Origin of the sequence: Blastococcus aggregatus (assembly GCF_900221005.1) — a bacterium.
In the GTDB taxonomy this organism is placed as follows: Bacteria; Actinomycetota; Actinomycetes; order Mycobacteriales; family Geodermatophilaceae; genus Blastococcus; species Blastococcus aggregatus.
Genome location: NZ_OBQI01000005.1, coordinates 1 through 25,466 on the forward strand (window position 1 = coordinate 1; position 25,466 = coordinate 25,466).

At 74.5% G+C, this 25,466-nt stretch carries 24 protein-coding genes; 5 read left to right on the top strand and 19 right to left on the bottom strand.

Going from position 1 to position 25,466, the window contains the following annotated elements; translation table 11 throughout:
- Window positions 1-323: 323 nt before the first annotated feature.
- The 9 genes from tyrS to argC form a co-directional block, all read right to left on the bottom strand.
- Window positions 324-1,616 (bottom strand): tyrosine--tRNA ligase, encoded by a 1,293-nt coding sequence (tyrS, locus tag CRP29_RS15710; RefSeq protein ID WP_425427097.1) that lies wholly within the window; start codon window positions 1,614-1,616, stop codon window positions 324-326.
- Window positions 1,613-2,329 carry a DNA-3-methyladenine glycosylase gene (locus CRP29_RS15715; RefSeq protein ID WP_245852871.1) on the bottom strand — a complete coding sequence of 239 codons (717 nt, stop codon included), beginning with the start codon at window positions 2,327-2,329 and terminating at the stop codon, window positions 1,613-1,615. Before CRP29_RS15715 ends, tyrS begins: the two co-directional genes overlap by 4 nt.
- Window positions 2,293-3,735, bottom strand: coding sequence for an argininosuccinate lyase (gene argH / locus CRP29_RS15720; RefSeq protein ID WP_097196037.1), 1,443 nt, complete (start codon window positions 3,733-3,735; stop codon window positions 2,293-2,295). Before argH ends, CRP29_RS15715 begins: the two co-directional genes overlap by 37 nt.
- Window positions 3,732-4,271, bottom strand: coding sequence for an arginine repressor (locus CRP29_RS15725; RefSeq protein ID WP_097196038.1), 540 nt, complete (start codon window positions 4,269-4,271; stop codon window positions 3,732-3,734). Before CRP29_RS15725 ends, argH begins: the two co-directional genes overlap by 4 nt.
- Before the next feature lie 7 nt (window positions 4,272-4,278).
- Complete coding sequence (argF, locus tag CRP29_RS15730; RefSeq protein ID WP_097196039.1) at window positions 4,279-5,226, bottom strand: ornithine carbamoyltransferase; 948 nt, start codon at window positions 5,224-5,226, stop codon at window positions 4,279-4,281.
- 73 nt (window positions 5,227-5,299) lie between these two features.
- On the bottom strand, window positions 5,300-6,490 hold the full coding sequence (locus tag CRP29_RS15735; RefSeq protein ID WP_097196040.1) for an acetylornithine transaminase: 1,191 nt from the start codon (window positions 6,488-6,490) through the stop codon (window positions 5,300-5,302).
- Window positions 6,487-7,506, bottom strand: a complete 1,020-nt coding sequence (gene argB, locus CRP29_RS15740; protein ID WP_245852874.1) for an acetylglutamate kinase — start codon at window positions 7,504-7,506, stop codon at window positions 6,487-6,489. The genes CRP29_RS15735 and argB overlap by 4 nt, the downstream gene beginning before the upstream one ends.
- 20 nt (window positions 7,507-7,526) lie before the next feature.
- Complete coding sequence (gene argJ / locus CRP29_RS15745; protein ID WP_097196041.1) at window positions 7,527-8,678, bottom strand: bifunctional glutamate N-acetyltransferase/amino-acid acetyltransferase ArgJ; 1,152 nt, start codon at window positions 8,676-8,678, stop codon at window positions 7,527-7,529.
- Window positions 8,675-9,715, bottom strand: coding sequence for an N-acetyl-gamma-glutamyl-phosphate reductase (argC, locus tag CRP29_RS15750; RefSeq protein WP_217991625.1), 1,041 nt, complete (start codon window positions 9,713-9,715; stop codon window positions 8,675-8,677). The genes argJ and argC overlap by 4 nt, the downstream gene beginning before the upstream one ends.
- A 74-nt stretch (window positions 9,716-9,789) precedes the next feature.
- Between argC and CRP29_RS15755 the strand changes: the two genes are divergently transcribed.
- Complete coding sequence (locus tag CRP29_RS15755) at window positions 9,790-10,671, top strand: diacylglycerol/lipid kinase family protein (RefSeq protein ID WP_097196043.1); 882 nt, start codon at window positions 9,790-9,792, stop codon at window positions 10,669-10,671.
- Window positions 10,672-10,684: 13 nt separating this feature from the next.
- Here the strand turns inward: CRP29_RS15755 and CRP29_RS15760 are convergent, their stop codons facing one another.
- From CRP29_RS15760 to pheS, 3 genes are read right to left on the bottom strand one after another with little or no spacing between them, the layout of a single operon-like run.
- Window positions 10,685-11,488, bottom strand: coding sequence for an SDR family NAD(P)-dependent oxidoreductase (locus tag CRP29_RS15760; protein WP_097196044.1), 804 nt, complete (start codon window positions 11,486-11,488; stop codon window positions 10,685-10,687).
- Complete coding sequence (gene pheT / locus CRP29_RS15765) at window positions 11,481-13,967, bottom strand: phenylalanine--tRNA ligase subunit beta (protein WP_097196045.1); 2,487 nt, start codon at window positions 13,965-13,967, stop codon at window positions 11,481-11,483. The genes CRP29_RS15760 and pheT overlap by 8 nt, the downstream gene beginning before the upstream one ends.
- Window positions 13,964-15,031: a phenylalanine--tRNA ligase subunit alpha gene (pheS, locus tag CRP29_RS15770; RefSeq protein ID WP_097196046.1), complete on the bottom strand. Its 1,068-nt coding sequence runs from the start codon at window positions 15,029-15,031 to the stop codon at window positions 13,964-13,966. The genes pheT and pheS overlap by 4 nt, the downstream gene beginning before the upstream one ends.
- A 211-nt stretch (window positions 15,032-15,242) precedes the next feature.
- On the opposite strand from pheS, the gene CRP29_RS15775 reads away from it, so the two are divergent.
- The 3 genes from CRP29_RS15775 to CRP29_RS15785 all read left to right on the top strand — a co-directional run bounded on the left by CRP29_RS15775 (window position 15,243) and on the right by CRP29_RS15785 (window position 20,327).
- Window positions 15,243-17,513, top strand: coding sequence for an EAL domain-containing protein (locus tag CRP29_RS15775; RefSeq protein ID WP_245852875.1), 2,271 nt, complete (start codon window positions 15,243-15,245; stop codon window positions 17,511-17,513).
- Between the two features lie 77 nt (window positions 17,514-17,590).
- Complete coding sequence (locus CRP29_RS15780) at window positions 17,591-18,433, top strand: EamA family transporter (protein WP_097196048.1); 843 nt, start codon at window positions 17,591-17,593, stop codon at window positions 18,431-18,433.
- A 73-nt stretch (window positions 18,434-18,506) separates the two neighbouring features.
- The gene (locus CRP29_RS15785; protein ID WP_097196049.1) at window positions 18,507-20,327 is read left to right on the top strand and encodes an EAL domain-containing protein; all 1,821 of its coding nucleotides are present in this window, start codon (window positions 18,507-18,509) and stop codon (window positions 20,325-20,327) included.
- A 6-nt stretch (window positions 20,328-20,333) separates the two neighbouring features.
- Here CRP29_RS15785 and CRP29_RS15790 read toward each other — a convergent pair whose 3' ends face one another.
- Window positions 20,334-20,636 carry a DUF4873 domain-containing protein gene (locus CRP29_RS15790; protein ID WP_097196050.1) on the bottom strand — a complete coding sequence of 101 codons (303 nt, stop codon included), beginning with the start codon at window positions 20,634-20,636 and terminating at the stop codon, window positions 20,334-20,336.
- A gap of 33 nt (window positions 20,637-20,669) precedes the next feature.
- Window positions 20,670-21,335: a TetR/AcrR family transcriptional regulator gene (locus CRP29_RS15795; protein WP_176523012.1), complete on the bottom strand. Its 666-nt coding sequence runs from the start codon at window positions 21,333-21,335 to the stop codon at window positions 20,670-20,672.
- A 61-nt stretch (window positions 21,336-21,396) separates the two neighbouring features.
- Between CRP29_RS15795 and CRP29_RS15800 the strand changes: the two genes are divergently transcribed.
- The gene (locus tag CRP29_RS15800; RefSeq protein ID WP_097196052.1) at window positions 21,397-22,332 is read left to right on the top strand and encodes an AurF N-oxygenase family protein; all 936 of its coding nucleotides are present in this window, start codon (window positions 21,397-21,399) and stop codon (window positions 22,330-22,332) included.
- A 23-nt stretch (window positions 22,333-22,355) separates the two neighbouring features.
- On the opposite strand, the gene CRP29_RS15805 is transcribed toward CRP29_RS15800, so the two are convergent.
- From CRP29_RS15805 to CRP29_RS15825, 5 genes are all read right to left on the bottom strand, one after another.
- Window positions 22,356-23,150: a TrmH family RNA methyltransferase gene (locus tag CRP29_RS15805; RefSeq protein ID WP_097196053.1), complete on the bottom strand. Its 795-nt coding sequence runs from the start codon at window positions 23,148-23,150 to the stop codon at window positions 22,356-22,358.
- A gap of 106 nt (window positions 23,151-23,256) precedes the next feature.
- Window positions 23,257-23,643 carry a 50S ribosomal protein L20 gene (gene rplT, locus CRP29_RS15810; protein WP_097196054.1) on the bottom strand — a complete coding sequence of 129 codons (387 nt, stop codon included), beginning with the start codon at window positions 23,641-23,643 and terminating at the stop codon, window positions 23,257-23,259.
- A gap of 43 nt (window positions 23,644-23,686) precedes the next feature.
- A complete protein-coding gene (gene rpmI, locus CRP29_RS15815; RefSeq protein WP_097196055.1) occupies window positions 23,687-23,881 on the bottom strand; it encodes a 50S ribosomal protein L35 in 195 nt (64 codons plus the stop codon).
- 101 nt (window positions 23,882-23,982) lie between these two features.
- A complete protein-coding gene (gene infC, locus CRP29_RS15820) occupies window positions 23,983-24,582 on the bottom strand; it encodes a translation initiation factor IF-3 (RefSeq protein ID WP_091989525.1) in 600 nt (199 codons plus the stop codon).
- Between the two features lie 347 nt (window positions 24,583-24,929).
- Window positions 24,930-25,424 (bottom strand): PH domain-containing protein, encoded by a 495-nt coding sequence (locus tag CRP29_RS15825; RefSeq protein WP_097196056.1) that lies wholly within the window; start codon window positions 25,422-25,424, stop codon window positions 24,930-24,932.
- Window positions 25,425-25,466 lie beyond the last annotated feature (42 nt).

A 25,466-nucleotide genomic window follows, 5' to 3' on the forward strand; every position in this document is an offset into this window, starting at 1 on the left:
AAAGGAATCCCAGCCGCAGATCCGAAGACCCACGACACGGGGTATTACTTGGCACTGACTTTCGGCACGCTGTTGAGTTCTCAAAGAGCGGACGCACAGACACTCGACCCTTCCGGGCTTCGTCCCTGGCTGGATGTCCAACACTACGCCGGTTTCCGTGAACCGCCAGAGGCAGGTCCCGGCCCGGCAGACCCTCAGGTCCGCGCGGCGCAGAGAGAAAGTTACGTGCCTCGGCAGGCGGTGTCAAACCGCCCCGGAGTGACGCCCGACACCGGACGGTCACATGCGGCACATCCGGCGTTCACCCGGCGCGGAGTGCCTGGTCAGGCGCCCCGGTGCACGCCCGCGACCGCCCGCTTGCCGCGCCGCAGGACGAGCCAGCCCCCGGGCAGCCAGGCGTCGGCGCCCGGTACGGCGTCGGCGTCGGTGACGCGCTCGTTGTTCAGGTAGGCCCCGCCCTCCTTCACGGTGCGCCGGGCCTCGGACAGGCTGGCCACCAGCCCCGAACGCTGGAGCAGCACGGCGACGGACGGCAGCTCGCCGTCCACCGTGACGGCGCCTGCCTCGGTCAGTGCGGCGGCCAGCGTGCCGGCGTCCAGGGAGGCCAGGTCGTCCCGACCGAAGAGCGCCCGTCCCGCCGCCTCGGCCTGGCGGAGCTGCTCCGGGCCGTGCACCAGCAGGGTCAGCTCCTCGGCCAGCGCCCGCTGCGCCGCCCGGGCCGCCGGCCGCTCCACGCTCTCGTCGATCAGCGCCTGGACCTCCTCGGCCGGTCGCTCCGAGTACAGCGGCAGCCACGTGCGCGCGTCGGCGTCGTCGGCGTTCAGCCAGAACTGGAAGAAGGCGTACGGAGAGGTGAGGGCGGGGTCCAGCCACACCGCGCCGCCCTCGGACTTCCCGAACTTCTGCCCGTCGGACTTCGTCACCAGCGGGGTCGACAGCGCGTGCGTCTTCGCACCCGACGCCCGCCGCACCAGGTCGATGCCGGCCGTGATGTTGCCCCACTGGTCCGAGCCCCCGGTCTGCAGCGTCACCCCGTGCCGCTGGTGCAGCTCGCGGTAGTCGTTCGCCTGCACGATCTGGTAGCTGAACTCGGTGTAGCTGATGCCGGCCTCCGAGTTGAGCCGCGCCGACACCGCCTCCTTGGCCAGCATCTGGCTGACCCGGAAGTGCTTGCCGATGTCACGGAGGAAGTCGATCGCCGAGAGCTGCTGCGTCCAGTCCAGGTTGTTGACGTAGACCGGAGCGGCGAGACCGTCCCGCTCGGCCGGGAGGTCGAGGAAGGGAGCGACCTGCTCGCGGATGTGCTGCACCCAGCCGGCGACCACGTCCCGGTCGTTGAGCTGCCGCTCCGCCGTCATGCGGGGGTCCCCGATCAGGCCGGTCGCACCCCCCACCAGCACGACGGGGCGGTGACCGGCCCGCTGCAGCGCCCGGAGGACCATGAACTGCACGAGGTGGCCGACGTGCAGGCTCTGCGCCGTCGGGTCGAACCCGGCGTAGTAGGTGACCGGCCCCTCGGCGAGGTGGGCGCGCAACGCGGCCTCGTCGGTGCTCAGGGCGATCAGCCCGCGGCGGTGCAGCTCGTCGATGACGTCGTTCACAGGTGCTCCGGTCACGGGAGTCCATCCTGCCCGGTGGCGGTGCGGCGGGGCTTCCCACCCACCCGGAAGACGCTCACGGAGGGGGCATCGGTCTGCCAGAACCGCCACGGCAGCTCCTGGGCCCGGCTGATGCCGACCCGCGGTCCGGCCGACACGGCCGCCGGCGGAGCTCCCCGGTGCAACCGCACGGACGACGACGGGCCCAGCAGGTCCGCACCCCTGTCGTCGGGGCCGATCGCCAGCGCCTGGGTGAGCCGGGCCGGTCCACGGGCCAGGTCCCGCGCCACCCGGGCGGCGGGGCGTCGGCCGCGGGCCAGCCCCTCCCCCACCTGGACCTCACCGGCGCGCAGCAGCACCGCCGAGCCCCGGCCCTCCGGCCCGACGACGACGTTGGCGCACCAGTGCACGCCGTAGCTGAAGTACACGTACAGCCGGCCGGGTGGACCGAACATGATCGCCGCGCGCGGGGTCGGGCCGCGATGGGCGTGCGACGCCGGGTCCTCCCCCTCGCCGGAGTAGGCCTCGACCTCGGTCAGCCGGACCGCCACCCGCCCCTCCGGGCGGTCGGTGACCACCCAGCAGCCGAGCAGCGCCGGCGCCACGACGTCGACCGGCCCGAGCAGGTCCTCCTCGCGCAGGAGGGCACCCGGCTCGGGCTCGGAGGGGTCGGGCCTCGGGGGCGGCGCAGCGGTCAGAGCGCGGCCGCCACCGGTGAGGACGACGCCCACTCGGCGTGCTGCCGGGCGGACTCGGCCAGCGAGGTGAGCTGCTCGGCGACCCGCTCGGGCGCCGTTCCGCCGCGGGCCTTGCGGGCTGCCAGCGCGCCGCGCACGGACAGCACCGTGCGCACGTCCGGGGTGAGTCGCTCGTCGATGCCGGCGAGCTGGGCGTCGTCCAGTTCGTCGAGCTCGAGCCCGGCCTGCTCGCAGAAGGCGACCATCTCGCCGCTGATCTCGTGGGCGGAACGGAACGGCACTCCCTGGCGGACCAGCCACTCGGCGACGTCGGTGGCCAGCGCGAAGCCCTGCGGCGCCGCGGCCTCGAGCACCTCGGGGCGCAGCGTCAGCGTGGCCATCATGCCGGTGACGGCGGGCAGCAGGAGCAGCAGCTGGGAGAGCGAGTCGAAGACCGGCTCCTTGTCCTCCTGCAGGTCGCGGTCGTACGCCAAGGGCAGGCCCTTGAGCATGGTGAGCAGCCCGGTCAGGTTGCCGACGAACCGGCCGGACTTGCCCCGGGCCAGCTCGGCGATGTCGGGGTTCTTCTTCTGCGGCATGATCGACGACCCCGTGGCCCAGGCGTCGTCGAGCCGCGCCCAGCCGAACTCGGTCGAGGTCCAGAGCACGACCTCCTCCCCCAGCCGGGAGAGGTGCACGCCGATCAGCGCCGCGACGAAGCAGAACTCGGCGGCGAAGTCGCGGTCGCTGACGCCGTCGATCGAGTTGTCGGTGGCCCGGTCGAAGCCCAGCTCGGCGGCGACGGCGTCGGGGTCCAGCGGCAGCGAGGACCCGGCGAGCGCACCGGAGCCGTACGGGCTCACCGCGGTGCGCTTGTCCCAGTCGCGCAGCCGGTCGACGTCGCGGGCGAACGAGTGCGCGTGCGCGAGCAGCTGGTGGGCGAAGAGCACCGGCTGGGCGTGCTGCAGGTGCGTCATGCCGGGCGCGGCGATGTCGGCGTACCGCTCGGCCAGGCCGACGATGGCGTACTCCAGCGCGGAGAGCTCGCCGGCCAGCGCCCGCACGTGGTGCCGCAGGTAGAGCCGCAGATCGGTGGCGATCTGGTCGTTGCGGCTGCGGCCGGCGCGGAGCTTGCCGCCCAGGGCCCCGAGCTTCTCGGTGAGACCGCGCTCGAGGGCCTCGTGCACGTCCTCGTCGCTCTCGATGGCCGTGAACGTGCCGGCCTCCACCTCGTCGGAGAGCTCACGGAGGGCGCCGAGCATCTGCTCGAGCTCGGCGTCGGCGAGCAGCCCTGCGCGGTGCAGCACCCGGGCGTGGGCGCGCGAGCCGGCCAGGTCGAAGGGCGCCAGCGCCCAGTCGAAGTGGGTCGACTTGCTCAGCGCCGCCATCGCCGGCGACGGGCCGCCGCCGAAGCGGCCGCCCCAGAGCCGGGTCTGCGATCCAGGGGAATTCTCGCTCACGTGCCGGCGTCCTCTTCCAGGTCGTTCTGCAGTTCGGGGTACACGGCCGGCGTGCGCTCGGCGAGCGCGCGCAGCCGGTCGGCCAGCGCCGCCCCGCCGTCGGGGGCGCGCGAGACGACCAGCAGAGTGTCGTCCCCGGCGATGGTGCCCAGGACGTCGGGGAGGCCGACCTTGTCCAGCGCCGAGGCGAGGAACTGCGCGGCTCCCGGCGGCGTCCGGAGCACGGCGAGGTTGGCGCTGCCCTCCGCGCCGGTGAGCAGGTCGGCCAGCAGCCGGGTCAGCCGGGCCGGCGCCGTCTGCGCCGGGCGCAGCGGAGCGTTCTCCGGCGGCAGCACGTAGGAGGCCGGGGCGCCGTCGGAGCCCCGCATCTTGACCGCTCCCAGCTCCTCCAGGTCCCGCGACAACGTGGCCTGGGTGACCTCGATGCCGGAGCCGGCCAGCAGCGCGGCGAGGTGGGTCTGCGAGGTGACGGACTCCGCCTCGATGAGCTGCCGGATGCGCGCCTGACGCGCGCTCCGGCTGGGGGCGGCCGTCATCGTCGGCTCATGCGTTTCGCTCCAGCAGCCAGATGAGGACCGCCTTCTGGGCGTGCAGCCGGTTCTCGGCCTCGTCCCAGACGGCGCTCTGCGGGCCGTCGATCACGTCGGCCGCGATCTCCTTGCCGCGGTAGGCCGGCAGGCAGTGCAGGACGACGGCGTCGTCGGCGGCGCGGCCCAGGGCAGCGTCGTCCACGGCGTAGGGCAGGAACGGTGCGATGCGGGCGTCGTACTCGCCCTCCTGGCCCATCGAGACCCAGGTGTCGGTGACCAGGACGTCGGCGCCGTCGGCGGCGGCCGCGGCATCCGCGGTCCAGGCGACCGAGCCGCCCGTCTCCGCCGCGATCTCACCCGCCCGCTTCAGCACGTCCGGGTCGGGCTGGAACGCCTCGGGCGAGCCGATCCGCACGTGCATGCCGGCGGTCGCGCCGCCGAGCAGGTAGGAGTGCGCCATGTTGTTGGCGCCGTCGCCGAGGTAGGTCATGGACCGCCCGGCCAGCGAGCCCTTGCGCTCGATGACCGTCTGCAGGTCCGCCAGTATCTGGCAGGGGTGGAACTCGTCGGTGAGCGCGTTGACCACCGGTACCCGGCTGGCCGCGGCCATCTCCTCGATGCGCTCCTGGCCGAAGGTCCGCCACACGATCGCGGCGACCTGCCGGTCGAGCACCCGGGCGGTGTCGGCGACCGGCTCGCCGCGGCCGAGCTGGCTGGTCGTGGCGTCGATGACGAGCGGGTACCCGCCGAGCTCGGCGACGCCGACCGAGAACGAGACCCGGGTGCGGGTGGAGGGCTTGTCGAACAGCACCGCCACCGCCCGCGGCACGCCGTTGGCGGCGCGCAGCGGAACGGGCGCCTCGGCGGTGTGCCGGGTGGCCTTGAGCGAGGCGGCCAGCGCCAGTACCTCGGCCTGCTCGGCCGGGATGAGGTCGTCGTCCCGGAGGAAGTGGCGGGTCACGAGTCCTCCTCGCTGACGCTCGTCGAACTCGTTCCCGAGGGTGCTGTGCCCATGCGTGACCTCGCGAGCTCGGTCACTGGTCGGTCTCCTGGAGTGCGGCGTCGAGAGCGGCGGGGAGCGCGGCGACGAAGGAGTCGATCTGCGCGTCGGTGAGCACCAGCGGCGGAGCCAGCCGCAGCACGCCCGGCGCCACGGCGTTGGTGAGGAAGCCGGCGGTGCGCAGCTGCGATTCCAGGGCGGCGGCGACGTCAGCTGTGAGGACGACGCCCAGCAGGGCGCCTCTCCCCCGCACGCCGCTGATGCCGGCGTGGCCCAGGCCCTCGATGCCGGCGGTGAACCGGTGCTCGATCTCCTTGGCGCGCTCGAGCAGGCCCTCGTCGCGGATGGTGTCGAGCACCGCGAGCGCGGCGGCCGCGGCGATCGGGTTGCCCCCGAAGGTCGAGCCGTGCGATCCGGCGGTCATCAGGTCGGCGGCGTCGCCGAAGGCGAGCATCGCGCCGATCGGCAACCCACCGCCGAGCGCCTTGGCCAGCGTGATCACGTCGGGCCGGAGGCCGTCGGCCTGGTGCATGAACCAGGAGCCGGTGCGTCCGACACCGGTCTGCACCTCGTCCAGGGCGAACAGCGCACCGGCCTGGGCCGCGGCAGCGGCCGCGGCCGCCAGGTAGCCGGCGGGCGCGGGCAGCACGCCGCCCTCGCCGAGCATCGGCTCGAGCAGCACCATCGCGGTCCGCTCGCCGACGGCCGCGCTCAGCGCGTCCGTGTCGCCGTAGGGCACGTACTCGACACCCCCGGGCAGCGGTGCGAACGCCGCGGCCTTCGACGGCTGGCCGGTCAGCGCCAGCGCGCCCATGGTCCGGCCGTGGAAGGCGCCCTCGGCGGTGATGACCTGGGCCCGGCCGGTCAGCCGGCTGACCTTGAACGCGGCCTCGTTGGCCTCGGCGCCGGAGTTGCAGAAGAACACCCGGCCGGGGCGGCCCACCAGCTCGAGCAGCCGCTCGGCCAGGGCGACGCCGGGCTCGTGCATCGCCAGGTTGGAGACGTGCCCGAGCTTCGCGGCCTGGGTGGTGATCGCCTCGACCACCTTGGCGTGGGCGTGACCGAGGATCGTCGTCGCGATGCCGCCGAGCAGGTCGACGTACTCGACCCCGTCGACGTCGCGGACGGTCGCGCCGGAACCGGAGTCGAGCGCGACCGGCGGGGTCCGGTAGTTGCCCATCATCACCGCCGACCAGCGGCGGGCCAGCTCCTCCGTGTGCGTCATGGTGCTGTGCCCTCCTTCGGCATCGGTGTGGGCAGGGCAGGGACGACCATCGTCCCGGTGCCCTCGGTCGTGAACATCTCCAGCAGCAGGGCGTGCGGCGTGCGCCCGTCGACGACGGTCGCCCGCTTCACCCCGCCCTGGACCGCCCGCAGGCAGGCGGCCATCTTCGGCGCCATCCCGGCGTCCAGGTCGGGCAGGATCTCGGCCAGTTCGGTGACGTCGATCTGCTGCACCAGCGAGTCGCGGTCCGGCCAGTCGGCGTAGAGCCCCTCGACGTCGGTGAGGACGACGAGCTTCACCGCGTCCAGCGCGACGGCGACCGCCGCGGCGGCGGTGTCGGCGTTGACGTTGTGCACGACGCCGTGCCGGTCGGGGGCGACGGTGGCGATGACCGGGATGTGCCCGGCCTCCAGCAGCGCCCTCACCGGTGCGGGGTCGACCTCGACGACGTCGCCGACCAGGCCGATGTCGACCGGCTCGCCGTCGACGACGGCCTGCGTGCGCTCGGCGGTGAACAGTCCGCCGTCCTCGCCGGACAGGCCGACGGCCAGCGGGCCGTGCTGGTTGATCAGCCCGACCACCTCGGGGGTGACCTGACCGGTGAGCACCATGCGGACGACGCCGATCGTCTGCTCGGTGGTGACCCGCAGGCCGCCGCGGAACTCGCTCTCGATGCCCAGCCGGCCCAGCATCTCGGTGATCTGCGGGCCGCCCCCGTGGACGACGACCGGCAGGATCCCGCAGGTCCGCAGGAACACCATGTCGTCGGCGAAGGCGCGCCGGCACTCGTCGTCGACCATCGCGTGGCCGCCGTACTTGATCACGACGACGTTGCCGTGGAACTCCTTGAGCCACGGCAGCGCGCCGGTGAGGACGGCGATCCGGCGGGCGTCGCCCTCGGGGTCGTGGGTCCGCATGACCCGGTGCGTGCCGATGCGGCGCGGCGGCGTCATCTGGTCCGGCGCGATGTCCGGCGGGGTCGGGTCCTGGGCCGCGTCGTCGTGGACCGTGGTCACGTGCGGCTCCGGCTCGGTACTCACGTCGAGTACGCCGAGTTCTCGTGGACGTAGGCGATCGACAGGTCGTTGGTCCAGATCGTCGCCTCCTCGCCCCCGGCCTTCAGGTCGACGTCGATGGTGATCGCCCGGCCGGTGAGGTCGACGCCCTCGCGCGGGTCCCCGATCGAGCCACCCCGGCAGACCGTGACGCCGTTGATCGTCACGTCGACCTGATCGGCCTCGAACGCGGCATCGGTGGTGCCGATCGCGGCGAGCACCCGGCCCCAGTTGGGGTCGTTGCCGAACAGCGCCGTCTTGAGCAGGTTGTTGCGCGCGCAGGCCCGGCCGGCGGTCAGCGCGTCGTCGACGGACGCCGCGTTGCGGACCGTGATCGCGATGTCCTTGGTCGACCCCTCGGCGTCGGCGAGCAGCTGCATCGCCAGGTCGGTGGCCGCCGCGACCAGCGCCTCGGTGAACTCCGCCGCCGTCGGGGTGACCCCGCTCGCGCCGTTTGCCAGCACGATCACCGTGTCGTTGGTGGACAGGCAGCCGTCGGAGTCGACCCGCTCGACGCTCAGCCTCGTCGCCGTCTTCAGCGCCGGCTGCAGGACCTCGGCCGGCACGACGGCGTCCGTGGTGAGGACGACGAGCATCGTGGCCAGGCTCGGCGCCAGCATCCCGGCACCCTTGGCCATGCCGCCGATGCTCCAGCCGTCCCGCTGCTGGACGGTCGTCTTGGGCACGCTGTCGGTGGTCATGATCGCCCGTGCCGCGTCGGCCCCGCCGTCGGCGGAGAGCGCCTGCGCGGCCTCGGTGACGCCGGCGGTCAGCTTGTCCATGGGCAACCGCATGCCGATCAGCCCGGTGCTGGCGACCGCGACGTCGATCGCGCCGAGGCCGAGCTCCTCGGCCACGTGCTCGGCGGTGGTGTGGGTGTCGGCGAAGCCCTCGGGGCCGGTGCAGGCGTTGGCCCCGCCGGAGTTGAGGACGACGGCCCGGCAGCGCTGACCGGCCAGCACCTGGCGGCTCCACTGCACCGGCGCGGCCGGGAAGCGGTTGGTGGTGAAGACGGCGGCGGCGACGTCGTCGGGGCCGGTGTTGAGCACCAGCGCGACGTCGGGGTCGCCGCTGGACTTCAGCCCGGCGGCGACGCCGGCGGCGCTGAAGCCCCTGGGGGCGGTGACGGTCATGGCGCGACTCCTACGAGGGGGAGACCGGTGGTCTCCGGGAGGCCGAGGGCGAGGTTGGCGCACTGCAGCGCCGCTCCCCCCGTGCCCTTGGTGAGGTTGTCGACGGCGGCGACCACGATCAATCGCCCAGCCGCCTGGTCCACGGCGATCTGCAGCGCCACGGTGTTGGCGCCCAGCACCTGGGACGTCGTGGGCCACTGGCCCTCGGGGAGCAGGTGGACGAACGGCTCGTCGGCGTAGGCCTTCTCGTAGGCGGCGCGGGCGCTGCCGGCATCGGCGCCGGGTGCCAGCTTGGCCGAGCAGGTGGCGAGGATGCCCCGGCTCATCGGCACCAGCGTCGGCGTGAAGCTCACCGACACAGGGATACCCGCCGCCTGCGACAGGTTCTGGATCATCTCCGGCGTGTGCCGGTGCACGCCGCCGACGCCGTAGGCGCTGACCGAGCCCATCACCTCGGAGCCGAGCAGGTGCGGCTTGGCGGACTTGCCCGCGCCGCTGGTCCCGCTGGCGGCCACGACCACCACCTCGGGCTCGATCAGGCCGGCGGCGAGGGCCGGGGCCAGGGCGAGGGTGACCGAGGTCGGGTAGCAGCCGGGGACCGCGATCCGCCGGGCGCCGGCCAGCTTCTCCCGCTGGCCGGGCAGCTCGGGCAGGCCGTAGGGCCAGGAACCGGCGTGCTCGTTCCCGTACCACCGGGCCCACGCCGCCGGATCCGTCAGCCGGTGGTCGGCGCCGCAGTCGATGACCACGGTGTCCTCGGGCAGCTGGGCGGCGATGGCCGCGGACTCCCCGTGCGGCAGCGCGAGGACGACGACGTCGTAGCCGGCGAGGCTGGCGGCGTCGCTGGGCTGCACGACCAGATCGGCGTAGGGCAGCAGGTGCGGTTGCAGCTCACCCAGGCGTCGGCCGGCGCTCGAGTTGGCATGCACCCCGGCCAGCGAGAGGAACGGGTGCGCGGCCAGCAGGCGGCACACCTCTCCCCCTGCGTACCCGGTGGCGCCGGTGACCCCGACCGTCCACGTCTGCCCTGTACTCACGATGCATGACCATACACGGCAATGCATGACCGCTCATCCGGGTTACCGCCGCGCCACCTGGGCAGAGACCGGCGGTGACCGCGTTCGACCGGATCGTCATCATCTTCAACCCGCAGAGCACCGGCAACGCGCAGGAGTCCGCCACCGAGCTGCGTGACGAGCTCGCGGCTCGCCTGCCGGACCTGCCGCTGGAGCTCGCGCCCACCCAGCACGCCGGGCACGCTCGCGACCTGGCCCGGGAGGCCGCGCGGACAGGGGCCCCGCTCGTCGTGTCGGTGAGCGGCGACGGCGGCTACAACGAGGTCGTCAACGGGTTGATGGACGCCGGCAACGACTCCGCCGCCTGCGCGGTGCGGGCGGCCGGCAACGCCAACGACCACCGGCGGGTCACCCGGCAGCGACCGCTGGCCGACGCCATCGTCGCGGGCGACGTCCGGCGGCTGGACCTGCTGCGGCTCACCGTCGCGACGGGCGAGGCCGCGGAGGTCCGGTACGCGCACTCCTACATCGGCGTCGGTCTCACGCCGGTCGTCGCCGTCGACCTGGAGAAGGGCGGCAAGGGCTCCTGGCGCGAGATCGCGTCCGTGGTCCGCGGGTTCTCCCGCTTCCGCCCCTTCCCCATCCGGCTGGAGGACGGCCGCCGGCGCCGGATCGACAGCCTGGTGTTCGCCAACATCGACGAGATGGCCAAGCACGCGCGACTGAGCGACGGCGGCGCGCCGGACGACGGCCGGTTCGAGGTCATCACCCAGCGGCAGACCGGGAAGTTGCGGGTCCTCGCCACGGCGGTCCGGGCGGCGACCCGCGGTCTCGGGCCCCAGCCCAGCGCGACGCACTACGGCTTCACCACGCTGGCGCCGATGCCGCTGCAGCTGGACGGCGAGCTGATCGAGCTGGACGCGGACACCCCGGTGGCTGTCGACATCGCCCCGCTGGCGCTGGCCACGGTCTTCTGACGGCGGGGCTGCCTCAGCCCAGCGGGTCGGAGTCGCCGTAGGGCTGCAGGCGGAGCATGCGGGCGGCGTCCTCGGGGGTGGTGGCGCGCAGGACGTCGAGGTCGTCCTTGCCGGCCCGCACGAAGCGGCCCGACCACTGGTCCAGCTCTCCGGCGGCGATCGCGGCGATCAGCTCGACGACCTTCTCGGGCGGCGTCCAGTCCGTGAACCGCTCCCACATGTGCATGGAGCGGGTCATCGGGGTGTCGACGACGCCGGGGGCGACGTCGAACGCGCGCACGTCGGAGCCCTCGAGCGCCGACGCCAGCGACTCGGTCAGCCGCATCAACCCGGTCTTGGCGACCGAATAGGCCGAGTAGTCGGGCGCGCCCCGCGTGCCCATGCCGCTGGCGATGTTGACGACCCGCCCGCTGTTGCGCAGCACCATCCACGGCACGACGGTGCGCACGGTCAGCAGCGCGCCCCGCACGTGGCTGGAGACGACGTCCCACCACTGGTCGGGGTCGGCCTCCCACACCGGCACCTCGAACTCGTCGATCAGGCCGGCGTTGTTGACCAGCAGCGCGATCGGGCCGAGCTCCTCGCGCACGACGCCGACCGCCTCCTCCACCGACGCGCGGTCGGTGACGTCGGCGGCCACGGCCAGGGTGCGCCCGCCGGTGGCCGCGGCGACCTCGTCCATCGCCGTCCGGAGCCGGTCCTCCGTGCGGGCCAGCCCGGCCACGGCCATGCCGCGGGCGGCCAGGCCTTCGACCAGGTGCCGCCCGATGCCGGACGACGCCCCGGTGACCAGCGCGACCCCGGACAGCTCAGGCACGGAGCTCCGCTCCGGTCGCGGCGGCGGCAGCGGCGACGGCGGCGTCGCGGACGGCGGCCGCCTCCTCGCCGGTCAGCGTGCGGTCCGGTGCACGCAGCGTCAGCGCGAACGCCAGCGACCGGGAGCCGGCCGGGACCGGTGCACCGGTGTACACGTCGAAGAGCCGCAGCGACTCCAGCAGCTCCCCGGCGCCCTCGCGCAGCGCCTCGGCCACCGCGGCGGACGGGATCTCGTCCCGCACCACCAGGGCGAGGTCCTGCAGCACCGGCGGGAAGGCGGAGATCGGGGGGCCGACGGCGACCGTGGCCGCGGGCAGCGCGTCGACGTCGAGCTCCATCACCGAGGTGCGGGCGGGCAGCTCCAGTGCGGCGCACACCCGCGGGTGCAGCTCACCGGCGTACCCCACGACGACGTCGCCGACGAGCAGCTCGGCGCAGCGGCCCGGGTGCCACGGCGCCCGCTCCCCCGCCCGGACGGTCAGCTCGACCCCGGAGGCGGCGGCGACCCGGCGGGCGGCCTCGACGGCGTCGGCCCACGTCGCGGGACGGCCGGCGCCCCACCAGCCGCGCGGCTCGCGGGAGCCGGCCAGCGCGACGGCGACGTGCCACGGCTGGGCCGGTACCGCGCCCAGCAGCGCGGCGAGCGTCTCGTCGTCCGGACGGCCCTCCACGCCCGGCAGCGGGGCCGGCGCGCGCACCCCACCGGGGAACACCGCGCCGTGCTCGAACAGCGCCAGGTCGCGCTGGCCGCGGGAGAGGTTGCGCGCCAGCGTGGCGAGCAGGCCGGGCAGCAGCGTCGTCCGCAGCGCCGGCTCCTCCTCCGAGAGCGGGTTGCGCACGAGCACGACCTGCCGCCGCTCGTCGTCCTCGGCCAGGCCGAGGGCGTCCAGCGCCGGCGTCCCGACGAACGGGTAGGACGGTGCCTCGACGTAGCCGGTCTCGGCCAGCGCGCGACCGATCGCGCGGCGGCGGCGCTGCACGTCGGTCAGGCCACGGCCGGGCGGCGCCGTCGGCAGGACCGACGGGATGTCGTCGTAGCCGGCGAGCCGGACGACCTCCTCGATCAGGTCCGCCGGATCGGTGAGGTCGGGCCGCCAGGACGGGGGCGTGACCAGCAGGTCGGTGCCGTCGCCGTCGACGGAGCAGCCGACGGCGGTCAGGAGCTCGACGACCTGCATCGGCGTGTAGGGCACCCCGGCGACGCGCGCCGGGCGGCCGGCGTCGAGCGGGATCTGCGGCCGGGGGCCGCGGGTGTCGAGGTCGACGACGCCGCCGACGACGGTCGCCCCGCCGTACTCGCACAGCAGGTCGGCGGCGCGGGCCAGGGCGACCACGGTCAGCTCCGGGTCGACGCCGCGCTCGAAGCGCTTGGCCGCCTCGCTGGGCAGCCGGTGGCGGCGGGCCGTCCGGGCGACACCGGTGGGCTCCCAGTGCGCCGCCTCCAACAAGATCGACGTGGTGGCTCTGTCCCCTCCGTTCCCGATCTCGGTGGTCGCCCCACCCATGACCGCGGCCAGGCCGATCGGGCCCGTGTCATCGGTGATCAGCAGGTCGTCGCCCGCGGCGAGGGTGCGCGTCGTGCCGTCCAGGGTGGTCAGCTTCTCGCCCTCGCGGGCCAGCCGGACGGTGATCGGGCCGCTGACCTTGTCGCGGTCGAAGGCGTGCATCGGCTGGCCGAGCTCGAGCATCACGTAGTTGGTGACGTCGACGGCCAGCGAGATGCTGCGGATCCCGGCCTGGGTGAGCCGGCGACGCAGCCACCACGGGCTGGGCGCGGTCGGGTCGAGCCCGTCGAGGGCCAGCATGGAGAACCGGTCGCAGCGCTCGGGGTCCTCGACGGCCACCGACCAGGCGGGGCTGCCGGACCAGGCCGGCGGGGTCGCCGTCGCCGGGTCGCGCCACGGCGCGGCCAGGCCGGTGCCCATCTCGCGGGCGATGCCGCGCATGGCCAGGCAATAGCCGCGGTCGGGGGTCACGGCCAGCTCGATGACGACGTCGTCCAGGCCGGTGACCGGGCCGGCCGGCGTCCCCGGCGGCGGGACGTCGGCGCCCTCGCCGCCCAGCACGAGGATGCCGGCGTGGTCCTCGCCGAGGCCGAGCTCGCGGACCGAGCAGATCATCCCGTCGGAGATCCGGTCGTAGGTCTTGCGGGAGGCGATCTCGAAGCCGCCGGGCAGCACCGCGCCGGGCAGCGCGACGACGACGGTGTCGCCGACGGCGAAGTTGCGGGCGCCGCAGACGATGCCCCTGGGGGCGTCCTCACCCACGTCGACCGAGCAGAAGCGGATCGGCTTCTTGAACTCGGTCAGCTCCTCGATCTCCGTGACCTTGCCGACGACGAGCGGGCCGGTGACCTGCTCGGGGCGGTGGATCTCCTCGACCTCGAGGCCCAGCCGCACGAAGGCGGTGTCGAGGTCCTCGACCGACGTCCCGGCGGGGATGTCGACGTACTCGGCCAGCCAGCCGATGGGCACTCTCACTGCTCGACTCCGAACGGTCGTGTGAAGCGGACGTCGCCCTCGACGATGTCGCGCATGTCGCCGACGCCGGAGCGGAACTGCAGGGCGCGCTCGATGCCCATCCCGAACGCGAAGCCCGAGTACTCCTCGGGGTCGATGCCGCAGGCGACGAGCACCCGCGGGTTGACCATCCCGCAGCCCCCCCACTCCACCCAGCGCGGGCCGTCGCGGTGCTCCGGGAACCACACGTCGAACTCCGCCGAGGGCTCGGTGAACGGGAAGTACGAGGGCCGCCAGCGGGTGATGGCGTCGGCGCCGAACAGCGAGCGGGCCAGGTGGTCCAGCGTGCCGCGCAGGTGGGCCATGGTCAGGCCGCGGTCGATCGCCAGGCCCTCGACCTGGTGGAAGACCGGGGTGTGCGTCGCGTCGAGCTCGTCGGTCCGGTACACCCGGCCCGGGGCGACGACGTAGATCGGCGGCGTGCGCGACAGCATCGTGCGCGCCTGCACCGGGCTGGTGTGCGTGCGCAGCACCAGGCCGGAGTCCTCCGGCGCCACGAAGAAGGTGTCCATCATCGTGCGGGCCGGGTGGTCGCGGCCGATGTTGAGCGCGTCGAAGTTCAGCCACTCCGCCTCGAGCTCGGGCCCGTCGGCGACCTCGTAGCCCATGCCCACGAAGATGTCGGCGATCCGGTCGGTGAGCGTCGTGAGCGGGTGCCGGGCGCCGCGGGGCGTGCGGTCCCAGGGCAGCGTGACGTCGACCCGCTCCTCGGCCAGCACCCGGGCGTCCCGCTCGGCCTCGAGCTCGGCCAGGCGCGCGGCGTAGGCCTCGGTGACGGCGACGCGTGCGGCGTTCACCCGCTTGCCGGCGTCGCTGCGGGCGGCCGGCGGCAGCGCGCCGAGCTCGCGGCGGGCCAGCAGCACCGGCGCGCGGTCGCCCAGGTGGGCCGGCCGCACGGCGGCGAGCCCCTCGAGATCCGCCGCCCCGGCGAACGCCGTCCGGGCCGCGTCGACGGCCTCGTCGAGGGCCTCCGGGGAGAGGGCGGCGACCTGCTTGGGGTCGTAGGGATCGTTGGCGCCAGACACGGGACGCCATTCTGCCCGCCGTCCGCCCCCGGCCGCGCCTGGGTTCGGTTCGCGCGCCGCCGCGTCCCGCCCAGATCGGCGATGCGGGCGCCCTTGGACGCCCATGGGCGCCACATCGCCGATGTGGGCCTCGGGACGCGATCCGTGCCCCGTCGGGGTGAGACCGGCCGCATCGGCTCACCTGCCGGGGCTCGGCAGCCGATGGCCGGACGTGGACCTCTTCCCTGAGCACCCCGGCAGCGCGCTCGAGGCGGCGTTGGCCCCCGGCGGCGTGCACAGCGTCTTCCAGCCCATCGTGGAGCTCGACACCGGCCGCGTCGTCGCCTACGAGGCGCTCGCCCGCGGACCCGAGGGCCCGCTCGAGCGGCCCGACCAGCTGTTCGCCGCGGCGCGGGCCGCCGGCCGGCTGGCCGAGCTCGACGAGCTCTGCCGCGCGGCGGCGTTCCGCGGCGCGGTGGAGCAGGGGCTGCTGGCCCCGCTCACCGTCTTCGTCAACGTCGAGCCGGAGGTGCTCGACAGCGCCCCGCTCGACGACCTGCTCGCGATCGCCGAGGGCGCACCGCGAAACCTCCGGGTGGTCCTGGAGATCACCGAGCGCGCGCTGGCGGCCCGGCCGGCGGAGCTGCTGCGCACCGTCGAGCGCGTCCGCAGCCTGGGCTGGGGCGTGGCCGTCGACGACGTCGGCGCGGACTCCATGTCGCTGGCCTTCCTGCCGCTGCTGTCCCCCGACGTGATCAAGCTGGACCTGCGTCTGGTGCAGGACCGGCCCGGACCGGCGGTCGCGGAGATCATGAACGCCGTCAACGCGCACGCCGAGCGGACCGGCGCCCTCGTGCTGGCCGAGGGCATCGAGAACGAGGAGCACCTGGCCACGGCCCGGGCGCTGGGCGCCACGCTGGGCCAGGGGTGGCTGTTCGGCCGCCCCGGTCCCGGGGCCGCCCCCGGTCTCCCGGCCGGCGAGCTCGTGCTGGCCCCCGCACCGGCGGCCGCCGCCGTCGACACCTCGCCGTTCGGCTGCCTGCCGGCCGGCGTCCCGCTGCGCCGTTCGGTCAAGTCGCTGCTCATCGAGCTGAGCAAGCAGCTCGAGCGGGAGGCGATGCGCCTGGGTGAGACCTGCGTCGTCGCGTCCACCTTCCAGGAGGCGCGTCACTTCACGCCCTCGACCATCCAGCGCTACCGCGACCTCGTCGAGCGCACCGGCTTCGTCTGCGCCCTGGGCGAGGACCTGCCGGTCGAGCCCCTGCCCGGGGTGCGCGGTGCCGCGCTGGACCCGTCCGACCCGGTGCGGGGCGAGTGGGACGTCGTCGTCCTCAGCCCGCACTTCAGCGCCGCGCTGCTGGCCCGTGACCTCGGGGACGACGGCCCGGACCTGGAGCGCAGCTTCGAGTACGCCCTGACCTACGACCGGGCCACGGTCATCCGGGCCGCGCACGCCCTGCTGACCCGCGTCGTCCCCCGGACCGGCGCCGCCCTGCCGGCCGCGCCGCAGCGCCCGGCCCACACCTCCACCGCCCCGAGCGCGGCTCCGGACCGGCTGCACATCGGGCCGGACGGCGACACCCTGCTGCGCAGCGCGCTGGCCGCCACGACCAGCGGCGTCACCATCGCCGACATGCGGCTGCCCGACCAGCCGCTCATCTACGTCAACGACGCGTTCGAGACCCTCGCCGGGCTCTCCCGCGACGACGTCCTGGGCCGCAACTGCCGGTTCCTGCAGTCGCCGGACACCGATCCGGCCGCGGTCGCCCGCATCCGAGCGGCCATCGACCGGGGCGAGGAGTGCCGGGAGACGGTGCTGAACCTCCGGGGCACCGACAGGGAGCCGTGGTGGAACGAGATCCACCTCGCCCCGGTCTTCGACTCCGACGGCGTCCTGGTGCAGTACATCGGGGTGCAGCACGACGTCACCGCACGCGTGCTGGCCGAGCGGGCGCTGCTGCAGGAGCGCGACCGCAACCGGGCCTTCCTCACCCGCATCGAGGAGCTGGCCTACACCGACCCGCTCACCGGGCTGCCCAACCGGCGGCGACTCGAGGAGCAGATGGAGACGGCGCTGTGGGACGCGCGCAGCGGCTCGGACACCGTCGCGCTGCTCTTCGTCGACCTGAACGGCTTCAAGGCGGTCAACGACGAGCTCGGCCACGCCGCCGGGGACGAGCTGCTCCAGGCGGTCGCGCGGACGCTGCGCACCCGGCTGCGCCGCGGTGACCTGCTGTCCCGGCTCGGCGGCGACGAGTTCCTCGTCGCGCTCCCGGGCCTGGCCCCCGAGAGCGCCGCGACCGAGGCGCGACGCGTGGCCGACGACCTGTCCGCGGCCGTCGGGGTCGAGATGGAGGCCGCGGGCCGCGAGGTCCGCATCAGCGCGAGCGTCGGGGTGGCCGTCTATCCGGCGGACGGCGAGGAGTTCGGCGCGCTGCTGCACAGCGCCGACATGGACATGTACGCCCGGAAGTCCTCGCGCCGGGGGCTCGTCCCGCGCTGAACCGCGGCGGACGCGGGTGCTAGAACCGGTGCGGGAGCGCCGGCCGCGGCGCGGGAGCGGACGGGTCGGAGGCCGAGGTGGCGGTGCTGCTCGCGCTGACCTCGGCGCTCCTCTACGGGGCCAGCGACTTCTGCGGCGGCATCGCCAGCCGGCGGGCCCCGGCCCTCGCGGTGGTGGCGGTCTCCCAGGCCGTCGGGCTGCTCGCCCTCCTCGCGCTGCTCCCCTGGCTGGCCGGCGACCTGACCGTCGCCGCCCTCGGTTGGGGCGGTGCGGCCGGTGCGGCCGGCACGGCGGCGATGGTGCTCTTCTACCGCGCACTGGCCGTCGGCGTCATGAGCGTGGTCGCGCCGGTCACCGCGGTCGCCGGCGCGGCCGTGCCGGTGCTGGCCGGGCTGGTCCTCGGCGAGCGCGTGGGCACGGCGGCCTCGGTCGGCATCGCGCTGGCGCTGGTCGCCGTCCTCCTGGTGGCGGCCGAGGGCGGGCTGACCTCGCTGCGCACGGCCCGACCCGGCGCCTACGCACCGGCCGTGGCCGCCGGCGCCGGCTTCGGGGTGTTCTTCGTGCTGCTCGACCAGGCCCCCGCCGACGCCGGTCTCACCCCGCTCGTCGGCGCCCGAGTGCTGTCGCTGACGCTGATCGTGCTCCTCGGCCTGGCCGCCGGCCGCCCGCTGCACGTCCCCCGGACCGGGCTGCCGGTGGTGCTGCTCGCCGGCGTCGGCGACATGGGCGCCAACGCGCTGTTCCTGCTCGCCACCCAGCAGGACGGCCCGCTGGCCGTCACCGCGGTGCTCGCCTCGCTCTACCCGGTCACCACCGTCCTGCTGGCCCTGGTCCTGCTGCGCGAACGCCTGGTCGGCACGCAGCTGGCCGGGGTGGGAGCCGCTGCGGCCGCCGTCGTCCTCATCGCCCTCCCCGGCTGAGGCGGCCTCCCCCTTCGGGGTGGGAGCGACGTGCTCGGCTCACCCTCCGACCCCGGGCGGCCGATGTCAGGATGTGCGCCGCGATCTCCCCGCCCCCCTCGCCGATGCCCTCGACCGGGTGCTCGACGGCGGGGTGCACAGCGTCTTCCAGCCGATCGTCGACCTCGACAGCGACCGCGTCGTCGCCTACGAGGCGCTGGCCCGCGGCCCCGAGGGGCCGCTCGCGAACCCGGACGCCATGTTCGCCGCCGCCCGTGCCGCCGGCCGCCTCGCCGAGCTGGACGGCGCCTGTCGCGCCGCCGCGTTCCGGGGCGCGGTCGAGCACGGTCTGCTGGCTCCCACCACCGTCTTCGTCAACGTCGAGCCCGAGGTGCTCGACACGGCGCCGCTGGCCGACCTGCTGGCCATCGCCGCCACCGCGCCCGGCGACCTGCGCGTCGTCCTGGAGGTCACCGAGCGCGCGCTGGCCGCCCGACCCGCGGAGCTGCTGCGCACCGTCGAGCGCGTCCGCCGCCTCGGCTGGGGCATCGCCCTCGACGACGTCGGCGCCGACCCCATGTCGCTGTCGTTCATGCCGCTGCTGCGTCCCGACGTCGTCAAGCTCGACCTGCGGCTCGTCCAGGGCCGCCCCGGCCCCGCGATCGCGCGGGTCATGAACGCGGTCAACGCCTACGCCGAGAGCACCGGCGCGCTCGTGCTGGCAGAGGGCATCGAGACGCAGGCACACCTGGACACCGCGCTCTCGCTCGGGGCGGTCCTCGGGCAGGGCTGGTTCCTCGGCCGCCCGGCGGCCGGTGCGCACCCCGATCGCCCGGCCGGCTCGCTGGTCCTGCCCGCCCCCGAGCCCCAGGCGACCGACGACGATCCGGACTCCCCGTTCGGCTGCCTGCCCCGCGGCACCCGGCTGCGCCGCTCGCCCAAGTCGCTGCTGGTCGAGCTGAGCAAGCAGCTCGAGCGCGAGGCCGTGGGCGTCGGCGACACCTGCGTGGTCGCGTCCACCTTCCAGGAGGCCCGGCACGTCACGCCGTCGACCGAGCGTCGGTACGCCGAGCTGGCGGCCGCCACCGGCTTCGTCTGCGCGGTCGGCGAGGGCCTGGACGCCGAGCCCCTGCCCGGCGTCCGCGGTGCCACCCTCGCCCCCGGCGATCCGGTGCGCGACGAGTGGGACGTCGTCGTGCTGGGTCCGCACTTCGCCGTGGCGCTGCTGGCCCGCGACCTCGGCTCGACCGGCCCCGACATGGACCGCCAGTTCGAGTACGCCCTCACCTACGAGCGGGCCACGGTGGTCGAGGCGGCCTGCGCGCTGCTCTCCCGCGTCGCCCCGCGCCCCGGCGCCGTCCCGACCGCGCCGGCGACGGCGCCGGCTCCGATCCCGTCGCCCAGGTCCCCCGAACCCGAGCACCGCACCCGGCTGGCGGAGCTCGGCGGGACGGATCCGGCCACCGGGCTGCCCAGCCGGCGGCGGACCGAGGACCTGCTCGAGGTCGCCACCTGGGACGCCCGCACCGGCGGCGGCCTCCTCGCCGTCCTCACCGTCGACCTGGAGGGCGTCGGCGTCCTCGCCGAGCGGTTCGGTCCCGACGCCGCGGACGACGTCCTGCGGGCCGCCGTCCTGCGGCTGCAGGGCCGGCTGCGCCACGGGGACCCGGTGGGCAGGCTCGGCGCGACCCGGTTCGCCGTCGCCGTGCCCGAGCTGGCACCCGCCACCGCGGCCCCGGAGGTGGCCCGCATCGCCGCCGCGCTGGCCGACGCCGTCGGCGCGCCCTTCGTCGTCGCGGGCGAGCAGGTCTCGCTGGGCGTCCGCGTGGGGACGGCGCTGTGCCCCGTCGACGCCGACGACGTCCCGGGGTTGCTCGGCATCGCCGCGGGCGGCGAGACCGCCGTCCGTCGCTGAGCCGGCTCAGACCTCGGCGGCGCCGTCGAGCAGCTCGACCGGGAACGGCGGCCGGCCGATCCCGGTGACCCGGGTGTTGCCCCACGCATCGGGCTCGGTCGCCTCGGCCCGGCCGCTGCCGTGCGGCGTGGTCAGCTCCAGCCGGGTGCGCGCCGGCACCGCCAGCGCGAGCCGCCCGGACCACACCACCGAGCCGGCCAGCGGGTCGAACCGGGCCCCCAGCACCGCGCGGGCGCTGCGGGGCGGCTCCCCGTCGACGGCGACGGTCACCTCGCCGTCGTAGCCCTCGGGCTCCTCGTGCTCGCTCATCGGCTCCTCCGTGGGGTGCTCGGGTGTGGTCGGTCAGCGTCCGGGCGGCAGCAGCGTGCCCAGCCCGCCGTGAGCGAGGTCGGTGAGCTGGTCGACCAGCTGCGCGGCGGGCACCGTCCGCGCCGCCGACCACCAGTGCGCGGCCAGCTGGACCATGCCGACGACGCCGTAGGCCCAGGTGAGCGCGGCGTCCGGCGACCGGCCGGCGGCCGCGAGCCGCTCGCCCATCAGCACACCCAGCGCCTCGGCGATCTCCCGCTCGGTGGCGGCCACCAGGTCCGCCCGCCCGGACCGGCCGGCGTGGGCGTAGGCGAACCGGTAGAGCGCCGGTTCGTCCTCGATCAGCGAGACGAAGGCGGCGATGACCGCGTGCAGCTGCGCGCGGTCGTCGGCGCGGTCGGCGACCAGCTCACCCATGAGCCGCGGCAGCAGGATCGCGTCGGAGATCCGGCCCAGGACGGCGTCGACCAGCTCGTCCTTGTCGCTGAAGTAGCGGTAGATGACCGTCTTGGAGACCCCCGCGCTGCGGGCGACGTCCTCGACCGCGAACTCGGGGCCGGCCACCCGCACGGCCTCCACCGCGGCGGTGACCAGATCCTCCCGCCGCGCACGCCGGTGCTCGGTCCACCGCGCTCGCCGGCCGTCCGTGGGCGCGTCGGGCGCGTCGACCGACGGCGTGTCGACCGCCGCGGGTTGCATGTGTTTCACCGTAACAGCTACCTTTCCTTCAGCCCCACTCGACGATCGAGGGAGACCGCTCATGACCGCAACACTGCCCTCCGGTACCGCCGCCCACGCCTCCGCCACGCGCAAGGTCCCGGTGGACCGGCAGGCGCTGTCGGCGCGGCTGCTCGGTTCCGCCGCCAAGAAGTCCTACGACCCGGTCGTCGACATCGACTGGGACGCGCCGATCCCCGAGCACCTCTACGGCCTCTCGCCGGAGTGGTCCAGCCTCTACGGCACCGAGCTGTGGGAGGGGCTGACCGAGGAGCAGCGGGTCACGCTCACGATCCACGAGTACTGCTCCATCTCCGGCGTCGGCATCTGGTTCGAGTGCCTGCTGATGCAGCTGGTCCTGCGCGACATCTACGGCGACGACCCGGCCCAGCCGCACGTGCAGTGGGCGCTGACCGAGATCGCCGACGAGTGCCGCCACTCGGTCATGTTCGCCCGCACGGCGGAGACCTTCGGCGCGCCGTCCTACCAGCCGCCGAAGAAGATCCTGCGCCTCGGCAAGGCCTTCGCCGCCAAGGGCGACGGCCCGGCCGCCTACGCCGCGATCCTGGTGGCCGAGGAGATCCTCGACATCTTCCAGCGCGACCTCATGAAGGACGACCGCGTCCAGCCGCTGACCCGGGCGACGAGCCAGATCCACGTCGTCGAGGAGGCCCGGCACATGCGCTTCGCCCGGGAGGAGGTCGCCCGCCGCACGCCGGAGCTCTCGACGTGGCAGCTGCGCAGGCACCGCACCGTCGTCGCCGCGGTGGCGGCGATCGTCGCCGAGAACCTCGTCCAGCCCGAGGTGTACGCCTCCGTCGGCCTCGACCCCGCGACGGCGAAGGCCGCGGCGCGGGCCAACGAGCACTACGCGGCCAAGCTGCGCGCGGCGTCGGCCGGTCTGGTGTCGTTCCTGCGGGGGCAGGGCCTGATCGGTGGCTCGTCCGAGCGCCTCTGGAAGCGCGCACAGCTCATCTAGGGACTTTCGGTGCAGAAAGTCCGTCAGCGCTGGGCGAGCTGGGTCGTGTAGAGGCAGATCGCGGCGGCGGCGGCGAGGTTGAGGCTCTCCGCCCGGCCACGCATCGGGATGCGCACCCGGGCGTCGGCCAGGGCGGCGAGCTCCGCGGGCACGCCGCGGGCCTCGTTGCCGAACAGCCACAGCACCGGCCCGGCCAGCCGCCCGTCCGCCGCCGCCTCGTCGAGGGCCACCTCTCCCCCGCCGTCGGCGGCCAGCACCGTGCCGCCGGCGTCCTGCCACCCGGGGAGGAACTCCTCCAGCGGGGCACCCCGGACGACGTCGAGGTGGAACAGGCTGCCCGCACTGGACCGCACGGCCTTACCGCCGTAGGGGTCGGCCGAGCCGGCGCCGAACACCACCGCACCGCCGCCGCAGGCATCCGCCGTCCGCAGCACGGTGCCCGCATTGCCCGGGTCGGCGAGCTCGGCGAGCGCCACGGCGAGCGCGGGCGGCGCGGCGAGGACGTCGTCCGCCGGGACGTCGCGCAGCGCGCAGACGGCGACCAGCCCCTGCGGGGTGACGGTCTCGGACAGGCCCGCCGCCGCCTTCTCGGTGACCAGCCGGACCGGCACGGAGGCGCCGGCCAGCAGGTCGCGGTGCGCCGTGGCGGCGGCCTCGGTGGCGAACACCTCGGAGACGCCGTCGGGGTCGGCGAGCGCCTCGACGACGGCCTGCCGCCCCTCGGCGAGGAACAGGCCGGCGGCGTCCCGGCCCGCGCGGCGGACCAGCTTGCGCGCGGCCACGATCCGCGCCGACCGCTCGGTCAGCAGCTCGCTCATGCTCGACGCTCCTCTTCTCGGCTCTCCCGGCCGCACAGACACCGACGCCGCCGGTGCCCGGCCCCGGAGGGTCGTGCACCGACGGCGTCGGACGGTGTCGCCTGGATCAGGCAGCGGCGCCGGTCGCCTCGGGGTTCGCGAGGAGCGCGGCCCGGGCGGACTCGACGAGCGTGGCGAAGGCCGCCGGCTCGTTGACGGCCAGCTCGGCCAGGACGCGACGGTCCAGCTCGATGCCGGCGAGCTTCAGACCCTGCATGAACCGGTTGTAGGTCATGTCGTTCTGACGCGCCGCGGCGTTGATCCGGGTGATCCACAGCTTGCGGAAGTCGCCCTTGCGGGCCTTCCGGTCGCGGTAGTTGTAGGTGGCCGAGTGGAGGATCTGCTCCTTGGCCTTGCGGTACAGCCGCGAGCGCTGCCCGCGGTAACCGCTGGCCTGCTCGAGGACGCTACGGCGCTTCTTCTGGGCGTTGACCGCCCGCTTCACGCGTGCCACGGAAGTGCTCCTGTTCTTCTAAAGGTCAGTGGTGAGGGGGCGCTCAGAGGCCCAGGAGCTTCTTCATCCGCGGAGCGTCGGCCGGGGACAGCACGCCGATCCCGCTCACGCGGCGCTTGCGGCTCGAGGACTTGACCTCGAACTTGTGCTGGTTGTTGGTGTGCTCGCGCACCAACTTCCCGGAGCCGGTCACGCGCACGCGCTTCGCGGTGCCCTTGTGGGTCTTCATCTTCGGCATGTCTCTGGTCCTCTTCGTCTGGATGTCGGTGCCCGCGGCAGCGTGCAGCTGCCGGCCGGCACCCGCCGTCTTCGGTCGTGCGGTCGAACGCAGGCGATCGATCAGGCCTGTGCGGTCTGCTCGTCGTTCGCCGGCTCGGACGCCGAGGCCTTCTCCTGCTTCGCGGTGCGTCGCGCGGCGTCGGTGGCGGCCTGGTTCTTGTGCGGGGCGATCACCATGACCATGTTCCGGCCGTCCTGCTTGGGGTTGGACTCGACGACGCCCAGCTCGGCGACGTCGGCGGCCAGCCGCTGGAGCAGCCGGTAGCCCATCTCCGGTCGCGACTGCTCGCGCCCACGGAACATCACGGTGATCTTGACCTTGTCGCCGCCCTTGAGGAAGCGGACGACATGGCCCTTCTTGGTCTCGTAGTCGTGCGGGTCGATCTTGAGGCGCAGCCGCATCTCCTTGATGACGGTGAGCGTCTGGTTCCGGCGGGCATCGCGTGCCTTCTGCGCGGCCTCGTACTTGAACTTGCCGTAGTCCATGAGCTTGCAGACCGGCGGCCGGGCCATGGGAGCGACCTCGACGAGATCGAGCTCCGAGTCCTGGGCCAGACGCAGCGCTTCGCCGATCGACACGACGCCTACCTGCTCGCCCTCGGGTCCGACCAGGCGGACCTCGGGGACGCGGATGCGGTCGTTGATGCGGGGCTCGGTGATGGCCTCTCCTCTGCTCTTGCCTGTGAGGAGCCGCCCGTCCCGGGATGCGGAGAGAACGAAGGCCCCGCGAGCAGCTGCTCACGGGGCCCACTCTCCGGGGTCCGCAGACGTCCGAGGACGGATGCGGGATGCGAGCGCCGACCAGGGTCGGTTCTCGCGATCCGGGGACCTGAGTGCCTGGACGGCGTCAGGTGGGAGCGGGCTCCTCTTGGATCAGCGGCCCGGGGCGGGGCCGCTGGTTGGTTCGCGCGCCTCGATGTAGCGGGGGGAGGCACGCCCACCCTACAGCGTCCGTGCGGCGGGAGTCATTCCCGGGCCGCGCGACACCGTGATCAGTCGTCCGGCGGTCAGTTGTCGTAGAGCAGTGGCGGGCGCACCGGATCGTTCGCCCGGGCGGCGGCGTGCAGCGTGCGCAGCCGCTCGACCACGCGCGCCGCGTACTCGCCGTCGACCGCCTGCAGCCCCCACATCGAGACCTCGTCGCCGTTCTCCAGCGCCAGGGAACCCCAGGCCGACTTCCGGTCGAACCGCACGGCCCGCACGGCCTGCCACGGGAGCTCGTGCTTCACGTACAGGTTGCGCACCCGCACGCCCGAGGCGTCGGCGTCCACGCGGGACCGGCCGAGGAGCAGGACGCCGACCGCGAGCAGGATGCCGATGCCGGCCAGCGCGAACTGGTCGACCACCCCGTAGTCGACGACGGTGTTCGTCGTCGAGGGCAGTGTCACCACGACCACCACCGTCACGGCGAGCACGACCCCGGCCAGGACGACGAGCAGCAGCCGGAACCGCCGCGGCACGGCGCTCACGGCAGCAGGGGTGGCGGTGGCGGGACCGGACATGCCCCCATGGTGACAGCCGGCGCCGGGGTCGCGGCTGGCAGA

What these genes read in the sequence shown, in the direction of transcription:
- CRP29_RS15725 (WP_097196038.1), bottom strand. Translation starts at nt 4,271, where the DNA reads ATGACGGCCGCCCCCAGCCGGAGCGCGCGTCAGGCGCGCATCCGGCAG.
- CRP29_RS15735 (WP_097196040.1), bottom strand. Translation starts at nt 6,490, where the DNA reads ATGACGCACACGGAGGAGCTGGCCCGCCGCTGGTCGGCGGTGATGATG.
- argJ (WP_097196041.1), bottom strand. Translation starts at nt 8,678, where the DNA reads ATGACCGTCACCGCCCCCAGGGGCTTCAGCGCCGCCGGCGTCGCCGCC.
- CRP29_RS15790 (WP_097196050.1), bottom strand. Translation starts at nt 20,636, where the DNA reads ATGAGCGAGCACGAGGAGCCCGAGGGCTACGACGGCGAGGTGACCGTC.
- CRP29_RS15795 (WP_176523012.1), bottom strand. Translation starts at nt 21,335, where the DNA reads ATGCAACCCGCGGCGGTCGACACGCCGTCGGTCGACGCGCCCGACGCG.
- CRP29_RS15800 (WP_097196052.1), top strand. Translation starts at nt 21,397, where the DNA reads ATGACCGCAACACTGCCCTCCGGTACCGCCGCCCACGCCTCCGCCACG.
- CRP29_RS15805 (WP_097196053.1), bottom strand. Translation starts at nt 23,150, where the DNA reads ATGAGCGAGCTGCTGACCGAGCGGTCGGCGCGGATCGTGGCCGCGCGC.
- rpmI (WP_097196055.1), bottom strand. Translation starts at nt 23,881, where the DNA reads ATGCCGAAGATGAAGACCCACAAGGGCACCGCGAAGCGCGTGCGCGTG.
- CRP29_RS15825 (WP_097196056.1), bottom strand. Translation starts at nt 25,424, where the DNA reads ATGTCCGGTCCCGCCACCGCCACCCCTGCTGCCGTGAGCGCCGTGCCG.